The following is a 19802-nucleotide window of genomic DNA, read 5'->3' as shown; positions in this document are numbered from 1 at the left end:
CTATAAAGTCGAACTGCCCCCCTAATGTCCCGTCCGTCTTTTCATACTAAAGTAGAACAAGTAAGCGGTTACCAAGTAGACATGACACAGCCATAGCACCGAAACGCAAAAAAGGAGGTTCCGTTCAGGCATGAACAAGAAAAAGTGGATTGCCGCCGCATCGGCGCTCGCATTGACGATGTCCGTCGCAGCCGGTTGTACCGATGCACCTGCGGCCAGCGAGAAGGCTCCGGAGGCCAGCAAGGGAGAGAAAGCGCCGGATAATGAAATTTTCATTTATACCGTGTATCCTGCTTTCTATGCCAAGGAAGAGAACTTCGAGAAGCAGATCGGCCAGCATCTCAAGAAGAAATTCCCGGACCTTAAGTTCAAGCACGTACACTGGGACAATCCCGGCCGGCAGTATAAGGACCTGATCGCCGCCGGTACGATTCCCGACATTATTATCGATAATGCCCGGATGAACCTGCAGCGCTACATTATGAAGAATGACCTGCAGTACGACATGTCGGAGCTTATCAAGAAATACAACTTCGATACGAGCAAATTGAACCAGGCGGCTTTCGCACAGATGAAGAATGTGACACCGGAAGGGCATATTTACGGTCTGCCGTTCCAGCTCAGCGATTTTGTCCTCTTCTATAACAAAGACATCTTCGACAAATTCGGGGTCGACTATCCGAAGGACGGGATGACCTATGACGAGGTCTACGAGCTTGCCAAGAAGCTGACCCGCGTAGAGGGAGAGAATACGTACAAGGGGTACCAGCAGCACCCCGGGCTCTACATGAACTACAACCAGATGTCGCTCTCCCCGCTCAGCCTGACCGAAGACAAGGCGGAGCTGAGCACGGACGGCTGGAAGAAAGTCGTCGATAACCTGCGGCGCTTCTACGAAATTCCGGCGAACCAGTTCACCTCGGTCGATGACTTCCCGAAAGGCAAGATGGCGATGTCCGTACACGTATCCGAGAAGATCATCCAGTGGCACGAGCAGAACAAGAACCTGAACTTTGACATTGCCTCCATGCCGTCGTTCCCGGATGCGCCGCAGACCAAAGCGCAGCCCAACATGTACTCGGCCTACATCACGAAGCAGTCCACCAAAAAGGATCAGGCGTTCCAAGTGATCTCCTACCTGCTGTCCGAAGAGATGCAGATCGAGTTCGCGAAGGAAGGCATGATCGGTCCGCTGGAGAGCAAAGCGGTGCAGGATGCGTTCGGCAAAAACCTGCCGCAGATGCAGGGCAAGAACACGAAAGCGATCTTCGCAAGCAAGAATGCGATGCCGCCGGCCGCCCGTGCGAACGGGCTCACCTATGTCGATGTGCCGGTGCATAACGTATTCTCCCCGCTGATCTTCGGCGAATCGAAGGATTCGGCCACCGCCCTGCGGATGATCGAGGAGCAGACGACCAAGGGCATCCAGACGGAGAAAGCCGCGAAATAAGAACGGGGATAAGAACGGTGGATAAGAAGTGAAATTATAGCAGTGCAAAGGAGCTGAATTGCGTGAAGCGAGTGATTGCCTGGCTGACTGTCGTAATCTTAGCTCTGACGCTGGCCGCCTGCTCGGACGGCGGCAGCACGAAGCCTGCGGAGTCGGCCCAGCCAGCCGCAGAAGCGGTGAAGCCGCCGGCCGAGGGGAGCACGCCGGCGACCGATGCCGGCAAGACGGAGCAGACGCCGAAGGCGGAGAGCCAGCCGGAGGCGAAGCCGGCAGAGGCGCCGAAGGCGGAGAGCAAGCCTGAGGCGAAGCCGGCGGAAGCGCCGAAGGCGGAGAGCAAGCCCGAGGCGAAGCCGGCGGAAGCGCCGAAGGCCGAGAGCAAGCCCGAGGCGAAGCCGGCGGAAGCGCCGAAGGCCGAGAGCAAGCCGGCGGCCCAGCCTGCAGCGAAACCGGCGGAGACGCCGAAGGCGGCTGCGCCCGCAGCTCCTGCAGCGGAGCCGGCCCCAGCCCAGGCCCCTGAGATTTCGGCCAAGGGCAAGAAGGTGCTCTTCGTCGGCCGGGAACGCAATCCGGCGGAGGACGTTGCGGTAGCCCAGCGGCTGAAGAATCTCGGCTTTGTCGTAACGAATATCGAGGACCGCGATGTGACGGCCAATGAGGTGAAGGGATATGATCTCATCTACGTCAGCCAGACCACGAATTCCAAGTACCTCAAGGACGGCTTCATGAAAGAGGTCGCCATTCCTACTGTATATGTGAAGAACCACGGCATGTACTACCTTGGGCTCTCTTCCGTGGAAGAGAACACGACGGCGATGAACTCAAAGTCCATTGAGATCGTTGACCCTAAGCATAAGGTAGCCGGAGGCCTGTCCGGTACGATCGACGTGTTCAAAGAGGCCGGGGACAAATTCGGCGTGAGCTACGGGGTGCCGGGCAAGGAAGCGAAGATCATCGCGACGGTGCCGGGCGACAAGAAGAAGGCCGCCCTCTATTACTACGACAAGGGCACGAAGGCGGACAACGGGTATACGACCAAGGCGAGAGTCTCCTTCTACTACTGGAGCAACGGCATGCACGAGAATTCGACGGACGCCAGCTGGAAGCTGCTCGATAACCTGGTGCTCTGGACGCTGCAGAACGGCTAGTCCCGGCCCACAATCCATGCCATCCCCGGGTACCGTTCCACGGCCGCCCGGGGACCTGGCAGAGAGGGGGAAGAGATCCATGCCCAAGCTGACGGGAGCCTGCTCGGCAGCCATCGTGCTTGCCCTCCTGTGCGGCTGCACGGATGCTCCGGCCGGAACTCAGCCGGAAGCCGTGAAGACCAAAGATTCGGGCACGGCGGAGAAAGCCACGGCGGAGAACGAGCTGTTCATCTACACCGTCTGGCCGGCCTTCTATGCCAAAGAAGAGATTTTCGAGAAACAGATCGGGGCCTGGATCCGCAAGAAGTTCCCTGATATCAAGGTGAAGCACGTGCATTGGGATAATCCCGGCAGGCAGTACAAGGATCTGATTGCCGCCGGCACGATTCCCGACATCATCATGGATAACACGCGGATGAATGCCTACCGGTATCTCATTGCGAACGACCTGCAGTACGACATCAGCCCGCTCGTCAAGAAGTACAACTTCGATACGGGCGCCCTGAATCCGGCCTATATGGCCCAGCTCCGAAGCATCTCGCCGGAAGGGCAGCTGTACGGGCTTCCTTATCAGAACAGCGATTTCGTCCTCTTCTACAACAAGGATATCTTCGACAAGTTCGGGGTCGACTATCCGAAGAACGGGATGACCTACGACGAGTTCTACGAGTTGGCCAAGAAGCTGACACGGGTGGAAGGCGAGATCACGTATAAGGGCTACTCCCAGAATCCCGGACATTATCTGAACTACAACCAACTCTCGCTCTCGCCCCTCAGCGAGACGGAGGACAAGGCGGACATGCGGGATCCGGGGTGGGTCAAAGCTGCCGACAACCTGAGGCGGTTCTATGAGATTCCCGCCAACCAGTTCGATACCGTGGAGAAGTTCCCCGAAGGCAACATCGCGATGGCTGTAGCTACCATCGACCGTCTCGCGCTCTTTCACGAGCAGAACAAGAACCTGAACTTTGACATCGTCTCCGTCCCGTCGTTCGCTGATGTGCCGAATACCTCTTACCAGCCGAATCTGTATTCGATGTTCATTACGAAGCAGTCGGCCCAAAAAGATCTGGCGTTCCAGGTCATGGCCTCTCTGCTGTCGGAGGAGCATCAGACCGAGCTGTCCCGGGAGGGCGTGATCGGTCCGCTGCAGAGCCGCACGGTGCAGGAGGCCTTCGGGCAGAACCTGCCGCAGATGCGGGGCCGCAATACGGGCGCCGTCTTCGCAAGCCGCAACGCGATGCCGCCGGCTGCCCGGGCACAGGGCCTGCTGTGGTACGATGTGCCGCTGCAGAACGTATTCGCTCCGCTGATCTTCAAGGAATCGAAGGATTCCGTCACTGCGGTGCGCATGATCGAGGAACAGTCCACCAAGAACATTCAGGAGATGAAAGCTTCTAAATCCAGTCCAGGAAGGTGAACTCAATGAAGAAAACCCTAATGACATTCTTGTCCCTAGCGCTCGTGTGGATGACCCTCCTGCCGTTCGCGGCTTCGGCCGCTGCACCGGGAGAAGTGCGGATTGCGGCAGCGAAGAAGGCGGATGATTTCAAGGATCTCGCCGGCCTGCCGAAGGATCAGAAAGACAAATTCAATACGCTGCTCTCCGAAGGCGTCTTCAACGGCCTCTCGGATGACACGTTCGGTCTGGACGTGCAAATGAACCGCGCCCAATTCGCCAAGGTGGCGTCCATTATATTCAAGCTGCCGGTGGACGGGACACTGACTTCCTCGTCCTTCAAGGATGTCTCCGCGAATGATCCGGCCAATTCGTATGCGCTTCCTTACATTGAGGCGCTGAAGAAAGCCGGCCTGACGAACGGCTATGATGCCGAGGGCGTCCTCTATAATCCGGCCGGTCCGGTATCGAGACAAGAGCTGTCGGCGTTCCTGATCCGCGGCCTGGGCCTCGAAGAGGCTGCGAGCAGTGCGGCGCCTGTGGCGGACGCTACGGTAGCCGACTGGGCGAAGCCGTATGTCGCGCTCGCTCTGGAGAAGAAGCTGATGACCGCGGAGGGCGGCAGCTTCGACGGAACATCGCCTGCAACCCGCCGTATGCTGGCCCTAGCGAGCTACGAGGCGAAGAACCTGCTTGCCGGCGGCAGCGCGGACGCACCAGAGAAGCCGGCTGCCGGCACGCAGGACAAAGAGGAGCCTGCGGCCAAACCGGATGACAAACCCGATACGTCCAAAGACGATGAACCGGCCGCAACGGTGTCCCCGAAGGGCAAGAAACTGCTCATCGTTGGCCGTGAGAAAGCCGCTGAGGATGTCATCATCGGGGACCGGCTGAAGGCCCAAGGCTTCGTGGTCAGTTACCTGATCGACCGCCGCCTGTCCCCGGAGCGCATCAAGGGCTTCGATCTGATCTTCATCAGCGAAACGACGAACTCCAAGTATGTCAAAGAAAACCTGGATCATATGAAAACGCTGGAGATCCCCGTCATCTACAATAAAGCTATTGCGATGGGCGATCTCGGCATGTCCTCCACTTCGGAGAACAGCAGTGTGGAGAAGGTCAAGAAGATTACGATCAAGGATGCCAGCCATCCGATCGCTGCGGGCGTAACCGGATCCCTCGACGTGTACACCGAGGACGGCCGGATTGACTATGGCGTGCCGGGCAAGAGCGCGACGGTCATTGCGACCGTTGCCGGTGATGAGAAGAAAGCGGCCATCTACACTTATGAGAAAGGCTCGAAGAATATGAAGGGCGAGACCGTTCCGGCCCGGACTGTGTTCTTCTACATGGCTGCAGGCATGTCCGGCAAAACGACGAACGACGCGTGGAAAATTTTTGAGGCGAGCTTCCTGTGGGCGCTTCAGAGCAAATAAGTCCCTGCTGCCCGTACAAACCAGACGGGCAATCAGGATAGGAATGAATCAGGCAGCGGTTTACCGGGGAGGCGGTCCTTCCCCCGTACCGCTGCCTCTTTTTTTACTCATAAGCGGTTCATGACAAGCTCTTCTTAAACAGATGGTGCAGGACCTTCCGGATGTTCCCCTGCTGCAGGGAGTCCATATCGACGAGCTGGCCATCGACGGCGACGGACGGCAGTACCGTCACGCCATAGGCTTCGGCTTTGGCCCGCATCGTCTCGAGCGCATCCGGCTGATGGGCATCGTATACCGTGATGACACATCTTGGACAGGCAACGTCCTTGACCCGTTCCGTAAATTGGTCTCCGTACTTCCCGCTGTCCGTGAACACTTCGATCCGTTTACCCACATCATTCACCCTTTCATCAGTCTGGTCAGAAGAGGACACTCCTGCTTGGGCAGGGGAGGAGCCGCATCGTAAGGACGCCGTGCGATCTGCTCGAGCAGCTCCTTGAAGCTCTGCAGCCGGCGGATCTGCCGCTCGAGTTCTTCCACTTTCCGTACAGCAAAGGCATGCATCTCCTCCGTCGGATAATCGTCTTCCTCCCGGACCATCGTAAGCAAGTGGCGGATTTCCTGCAGGGTAAATCCGATCTCCTGAGCGCGTTTGATCAATGCCATATCGACAGTCGCGCTCTCCGGAAACATCCGGTAGCCGGACTCCGTTCTCGGAGGCTTGGCGAGCAGTCCCTTCCTTTCATAGAATTTAATCGTCTCGACCGTAACCTGTGTTTCCTTGGCCAATTGGCTGACGGTAAGCCATCGCATCCTTCATCACTCCCCGTATGCCGTTATTATAAACCCGGTACCTAGGTACCGGGTCAACTTTATTTTTTGAGCGTCCGGCCATGCCCGAATGACCCTATAAATTCGCACAGAACCCCCTAAAAAGGGTGTCGTTTTTCATTGTATGGTTAACCTAGGGAATCGTACCGTGTAGAGAAGGAAGGGTGGGGGATGATGAAGGAACAACCTGCAGAGCCGCTCGTGAAGGCGGTGGGCATCACCCGGGTGTTCGGCAAAGGAAGCGCTTCCATCAGTGCTCTGAGGGGGGCGGACCTCACGATTCCTGCCAGGCGGCTGATCGCGCTGCGGGGAAGGTCGGGCTCGGGCAAGACCACGCTGATCAACATTCTGGGGATGCTGGACCGGCCGACGGAAGGTACGGTCATGTTCGCAGGAGAGGATCTGGCCCGGTATCCCGAGAAAAAACGGAGCGAGCTGAGGCGCAGGCAGATGGGGCTGATCTTTCAGTCCTTCGGTCTGGTTCCGCTGATGACCGCCTACGAGAACGTGGAATTCGGGCTGCGCATCGCCGGTGTGAAGCCGGCTCTATATAAGGAATACGGGGAGTATGCGCTGGAGCTCGTCGGGCTCAGGGCCCGGATGAAGCACAGACCCTACGAGATGTCGGGGGGCGAGCAGCAGCGGGTGGCCATCGCAAGAGCCATCGCCCACAAGCCTTCACTGATTCTGGCGGACGAGCCGACCGCCGAGCTCGACAGCAAGATGGGGATGCAGGTCATGCAGGCTTTCCGGAGCCTTGTGAGAGACGAAGGAATGACCGTGATCCTGACCACGCACGACCCTGCGATCATGAGCGCTGCTGATCAGATCTACACACTGGAGGATGGTCGTATTGCTCACGAAGAAGAATAGGAAGATGCTCTATGCCGCAGGCATCTGGGGCCTGGTGTTCCTGCTCGCCGGCTGTTCGCTGCTGCCAGTCGAGGAGCAGGAGCTGCAGCCGCCGCTCGTCGAGCCGGTCAAGGAGACGCTGACGATCTATGAGGCGAAGCGTTCCGATATCGCCAAGGGCATCACGGGTGATGCCACGTTCGTATCCGAACGGATGGATTATCTGCATTTTACCGAATCCGGTGCCCGCCTTGTCGCGCTGCATGTAAAGCTGGGTGACAAGGTGAGAGCGGGGGATGTGATCGCAGAGACGGAGACCAGCGACCTGGATGACAAAATCCGGCTGCAGGAGATTGCCATCGAGAAGATCGAGATCGGATTGAAGCAGGAGCTGCAGAGTAAGCCGGCGGACGATCCCGCCCTCCGGATCAAGGCGCTCGATCTCGAAAGCGCCCGGATTCAGATGAACTCTCTGCAGAACCAGCTCAAGCGGTCGAGGCTGGTGGCCGAAGTGGACGGCATCGTCTCGTATCTGGATCCGATTAAGCCGGGTGATGAAGTAACCGCTTACGAGGATATTGTGACCGTCTCCGATCCGAAGCAGATGAAGCTGGTCTACACGGCGGCGGGACCGAACGATCTGGCGGGGGTGCAGATCGGAATGGAGGCGAGCGTCAAGATCAAAGACAAGGCCTATCCGGGCCAAGTCGTTCAGACGCCGCTGAGCGCTCCGCCGAGCGGAAACAAGACGGCCGACGAGATCAATGCGAAGTCGGTGGTTCTCAGTGTCGAGGGGCTGCCGGCCGACACGGCGATCGGTTCCCATGCGGATATCACGATCGTGACGGAGCAGAGGGCCGGCGTAGTCGTCATTCCAAGAGCGGGGCTGCGCAGCTATATGGGAAGAGATTACGTGCAGGTGATGGAAGGCGAAAGCCGCAAGGAGGTCGATGTGGAGAAGGGCATCGTATCCGCAACCGAGGTGGAGATTCGCAAGGGCGTCAGCGAGGGGCAGCGGATTATTCTGGACAACTAGGAGGCTGGGACGTTGGCACTCTTTCTGATGATCCTGCGCAAGATGATGAACAACAAGTGGCTCGAGATCAGCCTGCTGCTCGGGCTCGTCCTGTCCGTGGCGCTGGCGAGCAGCATGCCGGTCTACACGAACGCGATCCTGCAGCGCCTGCTCGTCCAGGAGCTGAGGCAGCTGCAGCTGGAGGGCAGCCAGTATCCTGGCATCTATTGGCTGTCCGCACAGCTGGGTGAGGACGCGGAGAACAAGAAGATCAGCCTGCCGGAGACCGACGCGCTGATGCGGGAAGCAGGCGAGCGCTTCGGCCTCCCCCTGCAGGCGTATGTCCGCGAGAGGTCGACCCAGCGCTACGGCCTGCTCCCCGCCCAGTCGAATAAGGCGGACCCGAACAAGCAGCGGTCGGCCGACCTTACCGCGCTGGACGGCATGGAAGAGCATATCCGTCTTATCGACGGGCGGATGCCGGCGAAGGAGCCGGTGGACGGCGTCTATGAGACGCTCGTTGTGGGTGAGGCGCTGACGGAGCTGTCCATGGTACTGGACGGCGTATTCGCCCTTCGGCTCGAGCCCGGCAGCGAGCCGGTCTATGTGAAGCCAGTCGGGATCTTCGACCGCAGCGATTACGGGGACCTGTACTGGTACAACATTCCGAGCAGCTACAAGAACAGCTTTCTGATCGATTTTGGGCTGTTCGAGCGAGATTTTACAGAGGGCGGCAAGCTGAACGTACAGGCTGGCTACTGGTACGCCGCGCTGGACTATACCCGGATGACGCTCGCCTCGGCATCCGACTTCGAGCGGGCGGACCGCGAGATCCAGGAGCATATGGATGCCCGCTACGAGAGCCATAACAAGAATGCGCCCGCGATGCAGACGCTGGCCGCCTATCATGCCAAGGAGAAGAGCCTGCGGACGATGCTGTGGTCGCTGAACGTGCCGGTGATGCTGATGCTGGCCTTCTACTTGTATATGGTGGCCGCACTGATCACCGACCGGCAGAAGACCGAGATCGCCGTCCTCCGCAGCCGGGGCGCGAGCCGCCTGCAGATCATTCTCAGCTATGCTGCGGAAGGACTGATCTTAGGGGCGTGCGCCCTGTTCCTCGGGCCCTATGCCGGTGTCTGGCTGACGAAGATGCTGGGAGCCTCCAGCGGCTTCCTCGAATTCGTGCAGCGTGCGAAGCTCGAAGTGAACCTGAACGGGGACGCGTATGTCTATGCCCTGGCTGCGGTCGGCGTGTCCCTCGTTATGACGCTCATCCCGGTCTTCCTCGCCACCCGGCTGAGCATCACCCAGCATAAGCAGCAGTCGGCGCGGAAAGACACGAGCTCGTTCTGGCACCGATTCGGACTGGACGCGATCCTGATCGGGCTGGCGCTCTACGGGCTGTACAATTACCGTACGCGTATGAAGGACCTGTTATCGCTTGGGCTCTCTTCCAACGATCTGAGAGTGGATCCGCTGCTGTTCCTTATTCCGGCGCTGTTCATCCTCGGAACCGGTCTGCTCGTGCTGCGGCTCTACCCGTGGCTGATTATGCTGGTGTACCGGGCCGGGCGCCGCTGGTGGCCTCCGTCGCTGTATGCTGCGATGCTTCAGGTCAGCCGTTCGATCGTACAGTACCAGATCATCATGGTATTCCTCATCGTTACGATTGCCACCGGACTGTTCGGGGCGAGCGCGACCCGCACGATCAACGCCAATACCGCGGATAAGATCCGCTATGCCGCCGGCGCCGATATTACGATGCAGATCCGGTGGGAGAACGATGCCCCTCCGGTCATTCTGTACAGCGAGCTTCAGGAGGAACAGGAGCAGGAGGTGGTGCAGCCCCTGGCTGCGGAGGAGGACACTCCCCCCGAGCCGCCTCGGAGAACCCAGTATACGGAGCCGTCTTTTCTGCCGTTCACCCAGCTCCCGGGGGTGGAGAGCGCAGCGAAGGTGTTCGTCCGACCCGGCGCTGATCTCATCAAGGGCAAAACATCCGGCAGCGTCCAGCTTATGGGCATCGATACCAAAGCTTTCGGCGAGACCGCCTGGATGCGCAATGGCCTGCTGGACCACCATATCCGCGACTATCTCAATCTGATCGCCTCCCGGCCTTCCGCGGTGCTCATCTCGCGGTCGGTTGCCGAGGAATACGGGGTGAAGGAGGGGGAGACGGTCTCGATCGGCTGGAAGGGAGTGGAGCCCGTGCCCTTCACCGTCTACGGGATTATCGACTACTGGCCTTCATGGAATCCGAACCCGGGCTCAGGCAGCGGGAGCGGTGCGACGGAGGAGAAAACGGGCGGACCGGACGGTGCCAAGGTGTCCAGGCCGAAGCTGATCGTCGGACACTTGTCCTACATCCAGAACAATCTGGCGCTGGAGCCGTATGAGGTATGGCTGAAGCTGAAAGAAGGCGCGTCCAGCCAGGGCGTCTATGCCGCCGTGAAGGAGCAGGGCTTCCAGCTCGAGGAGCTCCGGGATGCGAAGCAGGAGCAGATCAAGGCGGTCAAGGAGCCGTTCCAGCTGGCGATCAACGGCGTGATGACGCTCGGTTTTCTGATCTCGGTGTGCATCTGCTTCTTCGGCTTTCTGCTCTATTGGGTACTCTCCCTGCATGCCCGTACGCTGCAGTACGGCATCTTCCGGGCGATGGGCATCTCGCTGCCCCAGCTTATTGGCATGCTGGCGGCCGAGCAGGTGCTGATATCGGGCGCAGCCATTGCCATCGGCATGGGGACCGGCAGCCTGGCCAGCCGGCTCTTCGTGCCCCTCTTCGAGATGTCCTTCGATCCGAAGACGCAGGTGCCTCCGTTCCAGGTGCTCTTCGACCCGCGGGACGAGGCGCGGCTGTATGTCATCGTCGGATTCATGATGCTCATCGGCCTGTCGATCCTGGCCTATATCGTCTCGCGTATCCGTATCCATCAAGCCGTCAAGCTCGGGGAGGACTAAGATGATTCAATGCGACAACCTGGTCAAAATCTACAAGATCGCCGATCTCGAAGTCGTGGCCCTGCAAGGCTTGGATCTGCAGGTGGCCGCCGGCGAGCTCATGGCGATCATCGGCAGCAGCGGCAGCGGCAAATCGACGCTGCTCAACATGCTGGGCGGGCTCGACCGTCCCTCGGCGGGCCGCCTGGTGGTAGACGGACGGGACTTACTCACGATGTCGGAGAAGGATCTCATCCGTTACAAGCGCGAGACCGTCGGCTTTGTGTGGCAGAATAACGCCCGCAACCTCATCCCCTACCTGACGGCTCTGCAGAATGTCGAGCTGCCGATGCTGCTGCAGGGGAGGCGCCGGCGGGAGCGCGCCAGGGAGCTGCTGGAGGCGGTGGGCCTCAGCCACCGGGTGAACAACCGGCTGAACCAGCTCTCGGGCGGGGAGCAGCAGCGGGTGGCTATCGCGATCGCTCTCGCGAATTCGCCGAAGCTGCTGCTCGCCGACGAACCGACCGGCTCCGTCGATACGGCGATGGCGAATACGATCCTGGACCTGTTCCGCCATCTGTCCCGCTCCCTCGGTCTGACGGTCGTTATCGTCACGCACGATCCGCAGCTCGCGAAGAAGGTCGACCGCGTGGTGGCGATCCGCGACGGCAAGACGTCTTCGGAGATGCTGCGCCGCCGTATGCCGGAAGACGGCTCGGATGGAGAGCTGCCGGTGGAGGAGGGGGCTGCCGGGGAAGAGGAATCGCACGTGGAGTATGCGATTCTGGACCAGGCAGGCCGCGTCCAGATTCCGGCCGGCTTCCTGGAGACGACCGGGGTGAAGCAGTCGGGCAAGGTGCAGATCGTAATGGAGAACGGACGGATCGTACTGCTGCCGCCCGAATAAGCGGGCAAGGATTGTTCTGCTGCATCGTACGGAGGAGGGCAAACGGTACGATAGCGGGAATCCCCTATAAAGTGGACGGAACCCCCCCGTGATCCTGCGGGCTCCATAGACTAGAGTGGAGTAAGCGCATACATACCACAACATAATCAGGAGGTGCAGGGTTTGATCAAAGAGGTCTCATCATTGGTTTCCTTCACGCTGCTCTTTTCTTGTCTGCTGACCCCGCTGGCTGCGGCGGAGACCGGCACACAGCCTGTCCAGGGCATGCAGGCGGAGGCTGCTCAGCAGCAGGAACAAGCGCAGAAGGGCGGGGAGAGCGGACAGCAGGCGCGAGAGAATTCCCCGCAGGAAGGGGACAAGGCGGCAGAGGAGAAGGCAGACAAGCCGGAGGCTGAGCAAGCGGACGGAGCGGACAAAGCAGATGCTCCGGAAGTCAAGACGATGTCACCTTTCAAGGACCTGGAAGGACTGCCGGACGAGGAGAAGAAGCGCATCGAAGCCCTTGTCAAGCACGGAATCTTCGATGGCATCTCCGAAGAAGCGTTCGGTCCGGGCGAGAAGCTGAACCGAGCCCAGTTCGCCAAGATCGCAGCGCTGGTCTTCAAGCTGAAAGTGGACTCCACGCTGCGCCAGTCCAGCTTCCTCGATGTGCTTGCGGAAGATCCGGTTCACTCGTATGCGCTGCCTTATATCGAAGCATTGAAGGAGGCGGGGCTCACTACGGGCGCCGATGCGGAGGGCAAGCGGTACAATCCGTCCGGCGAAGTCACAAGGCAGGAGCTGGCTGCCTTCCTCATCCGGGGACTTAAGCTGGAGAAGGAAGCCGAGCAAGCGACAGCCCTTGAGGATGACACGGTCAGCGATTGGGCCGCAGGCTATGCTGCCCTCGCGGTGGAGAAGAAGCTGATTCCGCTGCTTGCGGATGGAACCTTCGGAGGCACGGAGGCGGCTACACGGAAGACGCTGGCGCTTGCCGCTTATGAGATCGTGCAGCCTGCGGAAGGCAAAGACGGCGGGAAAGCCGAAGAGGAAGCGGAGCAGCCCGATAAGGTCTCGATTGTCGAAGTGAAGGCGATCAAGTCGAACATGGTCTCTGTGAAGCTGGACCGCAGTGTCGATACGACCGCCGAGCTCAAGATCACGAGAAAGGGTCTCAAGGAAGACGATGACGACGATGACGATTCGGAGGATACAGAGGAGGTCAAGCCTCTTCCCGCCTTCGTCCAGTGGACCGACGAGAAATTGACGGAAGCGACGATGGAACTCGACGTCAAACTCGAGAAAGGCGCTTATATCGTCGAACTGATGGGACTGCCTGACGATCAGATGAACGTCAAGGTGTTCGAGTTCGAGGCGGAGGAGGAGCGGATCGAGAAGATCGAGATCACGGCGCCTTCAGATACACTGCCTCAATCCAAAGTGATAGTACCCTATAAGGCCATCAACCAATACAAGGAAGAGACGGGCTTAAAGGCGAGCAACGTGAACATCCTGATCGGCGCCAAAAATAATATTCCGATCATGGTGCCGGGAAGCCGGTATCTGATCGTGGATCTGAGCGAGGAGCAGCCCGGCAGCCAGGTGTTCGTCTCCCTGCTGGATCACAAGAATGCCCAGTCTGCACAGAAGACGTTCACGGTTGGCGACAAGCCCCGTATAACCAAGCTTGAGGCAGGTGAATTGAAATTCAACGATGGCCAGTCCGTATTCAAAACCGGATTCCGTGCCTTCCTGGATTTCAAAGCTTGGGACCAATACGACAACCGTGTCGTCGATCCTGACGTCCTCAACAGTGGAACAGGGATTGTTGTTTTTGTGAATCCGGGCGATGTGATCAACTACGACAAGAGCGTGAACAACTTCCAGGATATCAACAATGACGGGTATCCCGAGCTTCAGCTGGTAGCCTTTCCGAAGCTGAAGACCGACAAGGAAGTGACCGTGCATCTCTACGGCCCGGGAGGCGGCCAAGAGGTCACGAAGACCCTGAAGGTGGCTGCACCGAAGACGCCTGCCTCGGTCGAGTTCTATGCTTGGGATAAGACGCTGGCCGACGGCGATGTGGACAAATACGTCGAGCTCCGCGTCAAGGACGCTTCGGGCTATACGTTAACCGTCAACGAGATCGTGTATGCGGAGCTCGAAGGGCAGCTGCGAATCTCGTCCACCGGGCCGCTGGTCCTCGAAGCGGATGTTCCGGAACGCACCGACAGCTCGGGACAGACGATCGGGAATCTCAAGATTGACAGCAGAGCCGGCGAGGAAGGCAAGATCCGCATCAAAGAAATCAAGGGCAGGGGGCCCGCCTCGGTCATCGTGCATCTGGTGGAGCTGAACAAATTCGAGACGCTGAAGCTCGATGTGCGCGAGAAGAGAGTTCCCAATGCGATTGTGACCGGCACCGAACCCAAAGATGATGATACGGACGAGAAAGTGTCGAAGCCCCTGCATTATTCTATTTTCCTGAATACGGAAGCCGGACCGATGTTCAACGTAGTCGACCAGTATGGAGAAAACTTCAGTCCGGAGAATACGAACTACAAAGTGGACCTTCGCCTGGAGCGTACAAGCGGCGAGCCTGGTGCGGTAAGGGATCTCAAGCTCAACAATAAGTCGGTGATGAGCGATGTGTATTCCAGCTACAGGTCCGAGTTGAAGAATTTTCACGGGCGGGAAATCAAGTTCGTCGCTTCACTGACCAAAGAGGGAAGCTATCAGCTCACGGCCTCCCTGGTCGAGGTGGATAAAGACGGACAGAACGTCATCCGTACGATGAGCTCGATCGTTTCGACCGCCGAAGTAGTGAATCCTAAGACGGCCTATGTTAATTATGTGCTGGATTTGGAGGACTCCCTTTTTGCGGCCGGCAGGTCGCTCTATGACCGGAATATGATCAGCAGCGTGACCGATGCGACCTATCTATTGACTTACTATAAGGCTTTCGGCCGGGTCGCCGAGGTTCGAGCCAAGAATGCGCTGGGTACGGAATACAAAAATAAGCTGATTCCTATTCTGGGCATTACATCCAACGCAACCAAAGTGATCGGTCATAACAACAAAGACAAGATCGTGGGACTCGACAGCGGCAAAGCCAAAGTCACCGTATTCTTCGAAGCTTTCGACGGCGAAATCCAGTCGGTTTCCAAGGATGTCGTTGTGAATGCGGATGATCTGTATGTCAAGGAATCGAAGATGAATGACAGCGATGTCGTGAAGAAAAACGGATCGACTGTGGATCTCAACGGACGTACGATCTGGGATTCGGAACTCGTAGGGAATAAACGCGAGAACTTCCAGATCCGCGACCAATACGGTCATACCATCGACTATGAGATTCCGATGTACAACACTTTGTTGGACGTGCGGGCTTTCATCGGGAATGTGCAGTACATCGAACCGTACACCGATCCATCGAATGCCAAGCGCGACAAAATCTCGTTGGACGCCGACTTCAAAATCACCTATGTCCGCAACGGAGACGATAAAACGAAGAACAACATCAAAGAGTTTACCCTCTATGTGGCTTCCGCTCACGGCATCAAGAAAAAACGCTTCATTCTCTACCCCTAATCCGGTTCATTCCCGGATGGCCCTGCCGGCATACGGCGGGGCTTTTTTTAAAAAAAAAGCCTAACGGCACAATCCCCCTATATTCCCGGTTGGATGCGCCCCTGATTGCCGCACGGTCCGTTTGTATACTGTCTATGAGACAGGAGGGGTATAAGGTGGCCAAAAAACGCTATGTGATCTGCGGCGTCAGTGCGAGGGCAAACGGGATGTTTATCCGTGCGATGCTCGACACGTACCAGGCGCACTGCGAGATCGTGGGGCTGCTCGATGCGGACCCGGCTCGCTTTACAAACTGCTTCAACAAGTTTCCGGCACTCGCCGGACTGCCGGTCTATACGCCGGAGCGCTTAGACGATATGATCCGTGACACGAAGCCGGACGTGCTCATCGTCGCCGGGGCTGACCACACCCATGCCGATTACATCGTCAAAGGACTGGAACTGCACCTGGATGTCATCTCGGAGAAGCCGATGGTGACAACGGGTGAGGACTGCCGGCGGGTGCTGGACGCCCAGAAGAACAGCAGGGGAAGGCTTTACGTGGCTTTCAACTACCGGTATGCTCCGATACATACGCGAATTAAAGAGCTCATCCTTGAAGGGCGGGTCGGCCGGGTGACCTCGGTCGATCTCAACTGGTATCTCGATACGTATCACGGGGCCAGCTATTTCAAACGTTGGAACCGGAATAGGAGCCGCTCCGGCGGACTCTCCATCCATAAGAGCACCCATCATTTTGACCTCGTGAACTGGTGGGTCGGACAGCAGCCCGTGGAAGCGTTCTCATACGGAGCGCTGCATTATTACGGTTCCCAAGGGGAACTCAATCCCTCGCTGAAGGACGGGCGGTTCTGCGGGACCTGCCAAGAGAAGACGCACTGTACCTACTATATGCGGTGGTCTTCGCGGAGCAAGGAGACACAGCCGCCGGATGATCACCTGGCGGGCATGGAGCTGAAGCCGAGCAGTTACACGGGGTACCGGGGCGATGCCTGTATCTTCGACAGCGACATCGATATCGAGGATACGTATACGGCCGTGGTCAAGTACGACAAGGGGGCGCTGCTCAGTTATTCGGTCAACTTCTCCCTGCCGTATGAAGGCTACCGGCTCGCCATCAACGGGACGAAGGGAAGAATCGAAACCAAGGAGATCGTCTCCGGGCGTGCGGCTTTTGCAGTTCCTTCGCAGACCATCGACTATTATCCGCTCTTCGGCGGAAAGGAAACGATTCATGTCGTTCCCCGTCCGGGAGGGCATGGAGGCGGAGACCCGCTGCTGCTCGAGGACCTGTTCCTGGGGCCGGACCCGCTGCGCGACTATGACATTCTGGCCGGCGCGGAGGCCGGCGCGGCATCCGTATTGACCGGCGAGGCGGTCTGGACTTCCGCGAAGTCCGGCAGGCCCGTACGGTTGAATGAACTGCTCGGCACGGCTGCAGAGCCGGCCGAAACCAAGGGGGGATGAGGCTTGTACGACAAGCTGGAGAAGGGGCAGATCGCCCATTTTGACGTCAAAAGCCAGCTGCCGAGGTGGATCTACGAGTCCGCCATGGGGGCGGCAAGGAGAGGGGAGCAGGCCCGGGAGGCCATCACGGATCGCGCCGGGGTCGAGCGCCGGCAGCAGGAGATCCGGGAGGGAATCGAGCGCTGCCTGGGCGGCATGCCCGATTCGGATACGCCCCTGAATCCGGTAGTGACAGGCACCACGGCGGGCGTCGGGTTCCGGGTCGAGAAGGTCATCTTCGAGCCCCGGCCCCAGGTGTATGCGACCGCGAATCTGTACCTGCCGGACGACGCCTCCGCTGCAGCGCTCCGGGGCGCCGTGCTGCTGCTCTGTGGGCACCGGGAGCAGGCGAAGCACTGTGACGAATACCAGTCCGTATGCCACTACCTGGTGCATACCGGGCTGATCGTCCTCTCGCTGGACCCGGTAGGCCAGGGCGAACGTTTCGGCTTCTATGATCCGCAGGCGGGAGAAGCGCCGATGACGAGCGTGACCGAGCATGAGAATGTCGGCCGGCAGTGCCTGCCGCTCGGGGACAGCTTCGCCCGCTACATGCTGCACGATGCCGTGAGAGCGGTGGATTATCTGGCGTCACGCCCCGAAGTGGACCCGGCCCGGATCGGGGTCACCGGACACTCGGGCGGAGGCACCCAGACCGCTCTCCTCATGATGTACGACCAGCGGATCGCCGCTGCGGCACCGGGCGGATTCATCATGAACCGGCCGTATTTCCTGCTGACAGGCAAAGCGCAGGATGCGGAGCAGAAGTGGCCCGGCTTCTCCGCGCTCGGGATGGATCATGAAGACATCGTGCTCGCTATGGCCCCTCGGCCGGTGCTGGTACTCGCCACCACGTATGACTCGGTGCCGATCGAAGGCCCGCGCCATACGGTGGCCGTCAACCGCCGGTTCTATGAGATGTACGGCGCCTCCGGGAAGCTGGACCTCTTCGAGGACGTGAACGTACACAAGTTCACGGTGCCGCTCGCACGCGCAGCCGCGCGTTTCTTCTCCGGGCACCTGCTCGGCCGCACGGTGGAGCCCCCGGAGACTGTAGAGCTCCTGCCGGTCGAATCGCTGCTCTGCACGCGCAGCGGGCAGGTCATCGGCGAGCTCCCCGGCGCGAGGAACGTACATGCCGAGAATGCGGAGCGGCTGGCCGGGATGGAAGCGCAGCGGGGGGCTTTGCCGGATGCCGAGCGCAAGCGGCAGGCGCTTGGCTGGCTGCGGGACCGCGTCCATGCGGGACGCAGGCCCTGCGATCTCAACCCGCGCCTCTCGGGAGCCGGCGAGATCGGATCGATGTGGGCGCTCCGTACGGTATGGTGGAGCCAGCCCGGCTTGCTCGGGCATGCCCTTCAGTTCTTCGAAGCGTCGGCGGCGGACCGCAGGCTGCCCGTGTCCATCGCCGTCTGGGACGGCGGCACGGCGCGTCTGGAGGAGCACGCGAAGTGGATCGAAGAGACGAGCGCCTCCGGGCGGATCGCCATGGTGCTGAATCCTACGGGAATCGGCGCGCTGCTGCCGCACTTGAATCATCCGGAGGAGAAGCCCTTCAAGCGCTTCGGACTCATGGATAAGTTCACCGATGAGCTCATGTGGCTCGGCGACAGCATGGCCGCGCTGCGCATCCATGACGTGCTTCGCGCGGTCGAGCTCGCAGCCGGCTTGTCGAACGTGGACGCCTCGGATATCCGTCTCTACGGCAGCGGCCGCTATGGGATCTATGCCCTGTTGGCGGCGCTGCTCGAGCCGCAGGTTCGGAGCGTGCAGACCGTGAACCGGATGGACAGCCTCGCGGGCTGGATCCGGGAGCCGTTCTATGACGAGACGGACTCGCTCAGCTTCATCATACCCGGCATGCTCCGGCACTTCGACTTGCCGGATGCCGAAGGGTGGCTTCGGGAAGAAGGCAGGCTGGGGGAAGCTTATGAGCTCATCATCGACCATCCCAATGCGGGATAAAGGGGGAAAAGACATGGAAGCCGTAGTCGCGGCCATCTATACCGGACAGGGCCTGGCGGAACGCCTGCAGCCCCTGTTCAAGGAAGAGCTCGGGGACTGCCGGATCGTCAGCATCCTCGACGACAGCCTGATCGGGGAAGTGATCCGCTCGGGCGGGGTCACGCCCGGAGTAACCCGCAGGCTCGTCCAGTATTACCGGCATGCAGAAGACATGGGCGCCGATCTCATCTTCAACACCTGCTCGTCGGTCGGCGAGACGGCAGACTGGGCCCGTCCAATGTTCCGGACGCCGATTGTGAAGATCGACGACGCCATGGCCCGGGAAGCCGCCGGACAGTACGGCCGTATCGGGGTGGTGGCTACGCTGCCGACGACACTCGCTCCAACCCGGCAGCTTCTGCTCCGCGAGGCGGAGCGGCAGCAGCGGATGGGTGTAGAGGTGGTGGACGCGCTGGCACAGGGGGCTTACCAGGCGCTGACCGCCGGCAGGCCGGAGGAGCACGACCGCCTGATCCTGGAGGCGGCGAAGTCGGCGGCAGGCCAGGTGGATGCGCTCGTGCTGGCCCAGGGATCGATGGTGAGAATGGAAGAGAGGCTGAAGGCGGAGACGGGCCTGCCCGTGCTGTCGAGCCCCCGGTCTGGGGTGCGTGCGCTGCGGGAGGAGCTGGAGAAGCTCCGGGCAGCCGGGAGCCGCCGGGCTGCGGAAGCCTAGGGAACGTGGGGAGGGGCAGGAACCGCTGCAGAACCTCTGCCCCGGTTCCTGCCGGACCCCGGGGTAGTATGCTTG

At 59.6% G+C, this 19802-nt stretch carries 14 protein-coding genes; 12 read left to right on the top strand and 2 right to left on the bottom strand.

The window, feature by feature from the left end; genetic code table 11:
- The first annotated feature begins 130 nt into the window (after nucleotides 1-130).
- From O9H32_RS08505 to O9H32_RS08490, 4 genes are all read left to right on the top strand, one after another.
- Nucleotides 131-1450, top strand: coding sequence for an ABC transporter substrate-binding protein (locus O9H32_RS08505; RefSeq protein WP_269865560.1), 1320 nt, complete (start codon nucleotides 131-133; stop codon nucleotides 1448-1450).
- Between the two features lie 62 nt (nucleotides 1451-1512).
- Complete coding sequence (locus tag O9H32_RS08500) at nucleotides 1513-2595, top strand: hypothetical protein (protein ID WP_269865559.1); 1083 nt, start codon at nucleotides 1513-1515, stop codon at nucleotides 2593-2595.
- Nucleotides 2596-2674: 79 nt separating this feature from the next.
- Complete coding sequence (locus tag O9H32_RS08495) at nucleotides 2675-4015, top strand: ABC transporter substrate-binding protein (protein WP_269865558.1); 1341 nt, start codon at nucleotides 2675-2677, stop codon at nucleotides 4013-4015.
- A 5-nt stretch (nucleotides 4016-4020) separates the two neighbouring features.
- On the top strand, nucleotides 4021-5430 hold the full coding sequence (locus tag O9H32_RS08490; protein WP_269865557.1) for an S-layer homology domain-containing protein: 1410 nt from the start codon (nucleotides 4021-4023) through the stop codon (nucleotides 5428-5430).
- Between the two features lie 118 nt (nucleotides 5431-5548).
- Here the strand turns inward: O9H32_RS08490 and O9H32_RS08485 are convergent, their stop codons facing one another.
- Together O9H32_RS08485 and O9H32_RS08480 are read right to left on the bottom strand one after the other, a co-directional pair.
- A complete protein-coding gene (locus O9H32_RS08485; protein ID WP_269865555.1) occupies nucleotides 5549-5833 on the bottom strand; it encodes a hypothetical protein in 285 nt (94 codons plus the stop codon).
- The gene (locus O9H32_RS08480) at nucleotides 5830-6243 is read right to left on the bottom strand and encodes a MerR family transcriptional regulator (RefSeq protein ID WP_269865553.1); all 414 of its coding nucleotides are present in this window, start codon (nucleotides 6241-6243) and stop codon (nucleotides 5830-5832) included. Before O9H32_RS08480 ends, O9H32_RS08485 begins: the two co-directional genes overlap by 4 nt.
- 189 nt (nucleotides 6244-6432) lie before the next feature.
- Here O9H32_RS08480 and O9H32_RS08475 point away from each other — a divergent pair, with 189 nt between their 5' ends.
- From O9H32_RS08475 to O9H32_RS08440, 8 genes are all read left to right on the top strand, one after another.
- Nucleotides 6433-7134, top strand: a complete 702-nt coding sequence (locus O9H32_RS08475) for an ABC transporter ATP-binding protein (protein WP_269865552.1) — start codon at nucleotides 6433-6435, stop codon at nucleotides 7132-7134.
- Complete coding sequence (locus O9H32_RS08470) at nucleotides 7106-8149, top strand: efflux RND transporter periplasmic adaptor subunit (RefSeq protein ID WP_269865550.1); 1044 nt, start codon at nucleotides 7106-7108, stop codon at nucleotides 8147-8149. Before O9H32_RS08475 ends, O9H32_RS08470 begins: the two co-directional genes overlap by 29 nt.
- 12 nt (nucleotides 8150-8161) lie before the next feature.
- The gene (locus O9H32_RS08465; RefSeq protein ID WP_269865548.1) at nucleotides 8162-11089 is read left to right on the top strand and encodes an ABC transporter permease; all 2928 of its coding nucleotides are present in this window, start codon (nucleotides 8162-8164) and stop codon (nucleotides 11087-11089) included.
- Between the two features lies 1 nt (nucleotide 11090).
- Nucleotides 11091-11975, top strand: coding sequence for an ABC transporter ATP-binding protein (locus O9H32_RS08460; RefSeq protein ID WP_269865546.1), 885 nt, complete (start codon nucleotides 11091-11093; stop codon nucleotides 11973-11975).
- Nucleotides 11976-12137: 162 nt separating this feature from the next.
- Nucleotides 12138-15545 carry an S-layer homology domain-containing protein gene (locus tag O9H32_RS08455; RefSeq protein WP_269865544.1) on the top strand — a complete coding sequence of 1136 codons (3408 nt, stop codon included), beginning with the start codon at nucleotides 12138-12140 and terminating at the stop codon, nucleotides 15543-15545.
- A gap of 155 nt (nucleotides 15546-15700) precedes the next feature.
- On the top strand, nucleotides 15701-17011 hold the full coding sequence (locus O9H32_RS08450) for a Gfo/Idh/MocA family protein (RefSeq protein WP_269865542.1): 1311 nt from the start codon (nucleotides 15701-15703) through the stop codon (nucleotides 17009-17011).
- 3 nt (nucleotides 17012-17014) lie between these two features.
- On the top strand, nucleotides 17015-19015 hold the full coding sequence (locus O9H32_RS08445) for an alpha/beta hydrolase family protein (RefSeq protein ID WP_269865540.1): 2001 nt from the start codon (nucleotides 17015-17017) through the stop codon (nucleotides 19013-19015).
- Between the two features lie 13 nt (nucleotides 19016-19028).
- Nucleotides 19029-19727: an aspartate/glutamate racemase family protein gene (locus tag O9H32_RS08440; RefSeq protein WP_269865538.1), complete on the top strand. Its 699-nt coding sequence runs from the start codon at nucleotides 19029-19031 to the stop codon at nucleotides 19725-19727.
- Nucleotides 19728-19802 lie beyond the last annotated feature (75 nt).

Source organism: Paenibacillus caseinilyticus (assembly GCF_027533645.1).
Lineage (GTDB): Bacteria > Bacillota > Bacilli > Paenibacillales > NBRC-103111 > Paenibacillus_G > Paenibacillus_G caseinilyticus.
This window is presented reverse-complemented; position numbering and strand designations above follow the sequence as displayed.